Source organism: Pontiella sp. (assembly GCF_041622395.1).
Lineage (GTDB): Bacteria > Verrucomicrobiota > Kiritimatiellia > Kiritimatiellales > Pontiellaceae > Pontiella.
This window is the reverse complement of record NZ_JBFJYW010000233.1, coordinates 1-6,435: the sequence shown is the minus strand read 5'-3', so window position 1 is coordinate 6,435 and position 6,435 is coordinate 1. Positions and strand designations below refer to the sequence as shown.

The 6,435-nt window shown below is 56.2% G+C and carries 6 protein-coding genes; all 6 read left to right on the top strand.

Going from position 1 to position 6,435, the window contains the following annotated elements:
* Positions 1–267 (top strand): hypothetical protein (locus ABYO54_RS12800; RefSeq protein ID WP_372808641.1); only part of this gene is annotated, 267 nt, incomplete at its 5' end.
* Positions 268–288: 21 nt separating this feature from the next.
* On the top strand, positions 289–585 hold the full coding sequence (locus ABYO54_RS12795; RefSeq protein WP_372808640.1) for a hypothetical protein: 297 nt from the start codon (positions 289–291) through the stop codon (positions 583–585).
* 226 nt (positions 586–811) lie between these two features.
* Positions 812–1,354 carry a polysaccharide biosynthesis/export family protein gene (locus ABYO54_RS12790; RefSeq protein ID WP_372808639.1) on the top strand — a complete coding sequence of 181 codons (543 nt, stop codon included), beginning with the start codon at positions 812–814 and terminating at the stop codon, positions 1,352–1,354.
* 93 nt (positions 1,355–1,447) lie between these two features.
* Positions 1,448–2,527 carry a hypothetical protein gene (locus ABYO54_RS12785; RefSeq protein WP_372808638.1) on the top strand — a complete coding sequence of 360 codons (1,080 nt, stop codon included), beginning with the start codon at positions 1,448–1,450 and terminating at the stop codon, positions 2,525–2,527.
* A gap of 242 nt (positions 2,528–2,769) precedes the next feature.
* Positions 2,770–4,866 carry a GumC family protein gene (locus ABYO54_RS12780; RefSeq protein WP_372808637.1) on the top strand — a complete coding sequence of 699 codons (2,097 nt, stop codon included), beginning with the start codon at positions 2,770–2,772 and terminating at the stop codon, positions 4,864–4,866.
* Positions 4,867–5,502: 636 nt separating this feature from the next.
* Positions 5,503–6,435 (top strand): glycosyl hydrolase family 28-related protein (locus ABYO54_RS12775; RefSeq protein ID WP_372808636.1); only part of this gene is annotated, 933 nt, incomplete at its 3' end.

Sequence of the window (6,435 nt, the reverse complement as noted above, 5' to 3'; positions counted from 1 at the left end):
TTCGGCGGGCTTGATGCGGCGCACGAGGTGGCGGTGGCCATGGTCGATTCCAAGATTGTCTATCCGTTGGAAGGGTTCGAGGATAAAACCATCATGGCCGTCGTGTACGAACACGGCACGGGCGAGTGGTCCACCAACGGGCCGTTTGAAGGCGAACTGGTGTTTGAGCGCAAGGACCCGAGCCAGTGGTATTGGGTGTCGGTCATCGAGACCAACACGGTGAGCGGCGAAACAACCGAGATCCAGGCGAACTGGTTCCATCTTTAGAAATTAGCAAGGAGAAATAAAATGAAGAAATTGGCATTGGCATTAATCGTAACGCTGTTCTGTGCAAAGGCCTTCACGGGCGAAGTGGGCCTTCCGCTGGAGCGGTTGGCTCTGCCCGAGGTGTCCGGAACGCATCTGGTCTGCATCTGGGACAATTCCGCCGGCGCATGGTTGCAGGATTTTGAAACCTACGACCATGCAGGTACCTATGACTTTCAGTTGCCTGCTTGGGGCAAGTGGTATTGGATTGGTTTGTGGGACGACGCAAGTGGCGAATATGTCTATGGGAAATGGATTGGCCATTTTTTGACCGACTAAAGTCTTGCGGCGAATAATCCGCTTGTGCTTGCCATCGTGCGGTGCAATCGTCTAAGAACAGCCATTGGTTTATGTGCTGTTCTTTTTTTGCATAGGAGACGATTTGCCGATGTTGATCAAAGTCATGTCATTCGTATTGCTTGCCCTTGCGCTGGTTCTTCCGTTGGGTTGTACAACCACAGGGACCTCCGCGGTGACGACCTCTGATTTCGCGCGGAAGCCAGAGGTGGAAGAAATCAAGAAGGTGGCCAATTTGGTTGCGGGCGATTCCATCGAGATTTCGGTAGAGGTCGATGGCCGAATGGAGGTTTCGTCCTACCGGACGGCCGTCAATCATCTGGGGTTTGTTACGTTGCCGCTGGTGGGGGATGTGAAGATTGGCGGCGCTACGGTCGAGGGATCGCGCGCCGTTATTGCGAAAGCCTATGGGGCCTATTTTGTCAACGCTCCCGTGGTTATGGTTAACTTCGTTGAGGATTCCGTCGAGGGCGAGTGGGGGTTCGTGACCGTGACCGGCAAGGTCACCCAGCCGGGCCGCATCAAGATTCCGTCCGCCAAGGGCATCCGGCTCACCACCGCCATCAACGATGCCGGCGGATTCGGGCCCAGTGCGAAAACCTCCGATATCCAGGTGACCCGAGCCGAGGAGGATGGCCGCAAAATCCGCGTTTCGATCAATTACAACGACATTGGCCAAGAGGGTAACGCCGATGCGGATATTAGCCTGTATGACGGCGATATCATCTACGTTCCCCAACGGATTTTCTAAATGCGCCTTCGTTCCCCATTGCTCGTTTTTATGATCGGCATGCTGCTTGTTCTTTCAGCGGGGGCACAGGAGCTTGAGGGCGAGGGGATTGTATTGGGCAACCTTGTCTTGCGGCCCCGGGTCGAAACGGTGGCCGCGTACGACAGTCGCGTGCGTCTCGACGAGGCGACCGGCGATTCGGAAAGCGATGTCTATGGCGAGGTTCTTGCCGGGGCCTCGCTGGAAAACCTTCCCGCCGTTTTCTCGCTTTCGGCCGACGCGTCCTACGGTCGCCGCTATTATGTCGATTATACCGATAACGACAGCGAGTTCTATAGCGGCGGGGCGGCGGTCGGCTACGATCAGGAAGCTTGGCGCTGGGGCCTCTCCGTCGATGTGGCGAAAACCCTGGGGTATGATGTGTCTTACGATCCCGAAACCGGAGAGGGCCCCTCTTCGATTCTAAGCGACGAACCCAGCCGCCAATGGACGGTTCAAGGCAACGTGGGCTACGCGATCCCGCTGTCGGACAAAACCTTCTTTGTTCCCGGGTATTCGTTGGAGCATTACTATCAGGAGCTGGAGAACAACGAATCCGCCGAGTGGCAAACCCACAATGTCAGCCTGGTCCTTAACCACGTTCTTTCGGAGCGGCTCACGCTGCTGGCGGGGGGCTTCTATTCCCTGCAGACCAACGACGAAGAGGATGGCTACATCGTCACGGTGGGGGGCGGCGCCCAAGGCCAAATCAGCGACAAGACCTCTTGGGCGATTCTAGCGGGCGCCGCGCACTTCGATTACGACGTGTCGGGGACCGGTGAAGGGGGCCTGCTCGACCTAAAGTTCAGTTGGCAGGCGACGGAGAAGATTTCTGCCTATGCTTTCTACGGCAACACCTACGAGCCGGGATACGATGGCGGCAAGGCCCGCATGGTCTATCGCGCGGGCTACGGAGGGGGGTGGGCGATCGCAACCCGTTGGTCGCTCGGAGGGCAGGTGCTGCACGACTATACCGAGGAAGTCGGCAACGGTACCTCCTTGGACTCATATGGCGGGGTGAACCACTTCTTCTCGGCGCAGTTGGCCTATAATCCAACCCGGCACTTCTCGGCTTCCCTGCGGGGGCAATATGTGAACGACGAATATTCCGAGGACCAAAAAGTGGTTTCCCTGTCCGTCGGCTACGTCTATTAAAGAAAATCGGCATGCATATTCGTTTGGATCATAGGTTACTCTTCTTATATTGTTTGCGGGCTATTTAAGGCAAGAAGACCCTGCAGAAGCCGGGCTGGCGCGGAATGTGCTAATTTTCGCGAAAAAGAAAGACACGGAATCGTAGAATGATAGGTAATCAGCAAGCATACGGTGATGAGGGTGCAGTGAGGCCGGCCGCTCCGGCGTCGGGCGGCGGAGCGGCGCCGGGTTTCTTTTCGCCGATGAACCTGATCAAGGTGGTCCTGCGCCGATGGCCCGTCGTGGTGGTGTTGACGATGCTCGGCGGAGTCGGCGGTTTCGTCTATGCGCAACGGGTCAAGCTGATCTACAAGGCGCAAGCGGAGCTGGAAATGAGTGTCCGGCGTCCTAAAGTGATCAATAACGAAGCGATTTTCGACGACTCCCCTAGCCAGAACGAGGGGGTTATATTCAACACCCGCTTTAAGAAATTCCAGTCTCCGGCCATGGAGCGCTTGGCCACGCAGGAATATTTCAAGCGCTATCCCGAGGATGATTCTTCCGTCGGTGGCCCCATCGGCAAATTTCAGCTTGCAACCCTCATTGCCGATGTCGGCTGGTACAAGGATCCGTCGGCGAACATCGTAAACGTATACTATTTCAGCGAAGACCCGGAATTTGCCGCCAAGTTGGTCAATGTGCTTTCCTACTGCGCCGGGCTTTTGATGATGCAGGAAAACCAGGCGATGTCCGATGAGGCCGTCAAGTGGCTGAAGACCCAGCTCGACGACCAGCGCGAGGACCTTGAGGAGGTGGAGCGCCAGGTGTCGGCCATTCGCGACGAGCTCCAGCTCGATTCGCTCGAGCAGCGCAAGGCTGCCGTCGGCCAAGCCTTGATTGCGGTTTCCGGCGAGCGCGAAATCTTGGTCAGCACCTTGGCGTCGCGCAAGACCGTCTTGAGCTTTGTTAGGGAGCTGAAGGGGACCGATCCAAATCTAGAGATTCTTCCCGCGGGCCTTCCGAAGGAAGAGCAGCTCAACGAGTTGATCGCCAAATGGCGGGATGCCTACGAAGAGCTCCAGTTGGTGGCGCGCCGCTACACGAAACTACATCCGGAATACAAGGCCGCCGCCGACAAGGAATCGCGTGCAAAAAAAAGGATGGAACAGTTCATCGAGTTGTCTGCCAAGGCGGTTCAGAACGAAATCGACCTGCTGGGCAAGCAGTTGACTCAAGTGGATGCGCGGATCTTGAGCCTCGAGCGCGAGGCATTGGATTTGGAACAGCAGCTCGTCAGCGGAGAGCAGCGCCTCCAGCGATTGGAGCGGAAGAAGGAGGCCGCCGACAACGCCTACCTGTCCATGCTGCGCCGGATGGAGGAAGCCCGGCTTTCCGCCGATGAAAACATGGCGTTTACCAAGGTTATTCGAAATGCGGAAGTGCCGCGGATGCCGGTTAACGCCGGAAAAATGCGGATCCTGGCCTCCGGGGTTTTTGTGGGGGGCGGCGCTGGCTGCGCGCTGGTCATACTATTCTCTTTGCTGTTGGGTAAGATCGAGTCGGTTACCGACCTGAAGGATCTGGGCCTGCGCATTCTAGGAACCATTCCCACCTACAAGAAGACCGATTCCCGTAGCGAACTCGCCACGATCGGCCTGCGCGACAAGTTCTGCCACATGATCGAGATCTTCGCCGGAATCAATGCGTTGGTCTCTTCCGATAAATATGCGGAAAGAACAAAAGTGTTGCTGGTCAACAGTGCCATGCCGGGGGAAGGGAAAACCGTGTCCGCCTGCAATCTCGCCATCAGTTCCGCCATGAACGGTTCCAGAACCTTGCTGATCGACGCCGACCTGCGCCGGCCGCAGATTGCCCCGGTTTTTGCGATTGGGGAAGAGCATCCCTCGCTGTTGGAATGGTTGGTGGATGGGGATAGCCATCTGGGGCACCGCGAACTGGTATTTAACAACGTGATCGAAAACCTGGATGTCATCACGAGCCGGCCCCTCAAGGAAATCAATCCGGCCGAGTTGCTTGGCCGGGGGCGTTTGGCCGAGCTGTTCGAATGGGCCCGCGTCCATTATGACCGCGTAATCATCGATTCTCCCCCGCTAGGGATGGTGGGCGATGCCCAGGTGCTCGCCAATAGTGCCGATGCCGTAATCGTTGTGTCCCGCATTGGAAAAACCCGTCGCCGTTCGCTCAAATTCGCCTTGGCCAAGTTCGACGAGATCGATGCGTTTGTTTTCGGTTGCATTGCGAACGACGTCCCGTACTCGCTTTCCGGCATGTTCAAGGGGGCCGAGGGATATGGCTACACCTCTGGCTATGGCAGCTACAAACCCTACGGGAGTGCATAGTTTAACGATTCTAAATTATGGGCGGACTGGGTGCGCTTAAGTCGCGTTTGGCGAGGTTGTTGTATCTCTTCTTAGAGGAAAAGTTTAAAGAGACCTGCCCAATTGCAGCGTAATGAAAGTTGAACTTCGTGTAGGATTGTATTTGGGTGTCCGCGGTGCAGGATGAATGGCACATGATGTGCGGTAATCGTTTGAATGACCGTTGGTGAACGTGGTTGTTGGGGGGTAGCCCTGGCTGACCAATGGCGGTAGCGTGTTTGAATATGTTGATTGATGTTTGTGTGAACGCGTTTTCGTTTGGCTTAAGTGGGCATGGTTCAATTCGTATTCCGCGGAATCGGTGCGCGTTATAGGTGTTATATTTGATGGTGTTATGGGTTGATGGCATCTCCTGTTCATGCCAAAAGAAACGATTCGCAACAGAGCTAACTCCGCCATTTACAGAGACATATGGCATGGCAGTTGCTCTACATGGCACTACGGGATGTTTGTGGGGTCGACCGGTGATCGGCGAAGGACTCTTCCACTTTGAATGGGGCAAGGTGCATATCCCTCAACATTATGAACAGGAAGAAACCAATGATAACATTTCAATATAATCTAGTGATACCTCGATGTCTCCTTGCGCTTGCATTCTTGACGCTTACACATGTTGTTTCCGCATTGGAGCTGAAAAACCTGCCGGACATGCCCACTTCGGGGCCGGGGGAAGAGGTGCTGCGCGACGACTTCGCGCCCTTCTCGCCTCCGGTTGCTCTGGAGAAGAGTGCCGATGCGAATGCCCCGCAGATTGCTGAATGGATCCGCCAAAACCAACCCGGGGATACCCTGGTTTTGACTGCGGAGGGCCTCGATGCCGACGATACGGCGTTTATTGCCTATGGGGAAGCGTCCGGGCTGGTGGCTTGCGACGCGCAACTGATTGATGGCCGGCAGGCGGCCGTTACCCTATCGGATGCCCTCCGTCCCGCTGCCGACGTGTATCTTCTGTGGGCCATGAATGGAAGCGGCTTTGGCGAACCGGTGGCGATCAATGCCGCTCAGGCCGATTGGGTCGGTTTCGACTCCATCAATCCCGGTGAGACGTTCTATGTCTACGGCAAGAACCTGACGTTGGATGGGGTGAATGCCTACTGCTATGTCAAAGAGCTGGACGAATGGCTGACCAGCACGGAATGCAATCCCTACAAGGCGGCGTTTAAAATGCCGGAAAGCGCTGCGACCCAAAGCTATACCCTCTATGCCCACAACGGGCACGGCGGGAAGTACGGCTTCGCCGATGCGCTGACCGTCGAGGTGGTGAGTCCCTATGCCTGGACTGGCAAAATCATTGACGTAACGGCCTACGGGGCGAACGGCTCGGACGGTAACGACGACTATGCGGCGATCCTTTCCGCCTACGCGGCGGCATCTGCCGGGGACACGCTCTATTTCCCGGCGGGCGAATATATCGTTTCCGAGCTCTTGACCGTGAGCAAGAACCTGCAACTGGTCGGCGACGGAACCAACAGCGTGGTCCGGAACCTGCCGGGCGAGTCGTGGGGAAACATCCTGTTCCTGAAAACCGGA

Bases quoted from the DNA above. Each gene is read 5' to 3' on its own strand.
- ABYO54_RS12795 (WP_372808640.1), top strand. From the start codon at position 289: ATGAAGAAATTGGCATTGGCATTAATCGTAACGCTGTTCTGTGCAAAG.
- ABYO54_RS12780 (WP_372808637.1), top strand. From the start codon at position 2,770: ATGAACCTGATCAAGGTGGTCCTGCGCCGATGGCCCGTCGTGGTGGTG.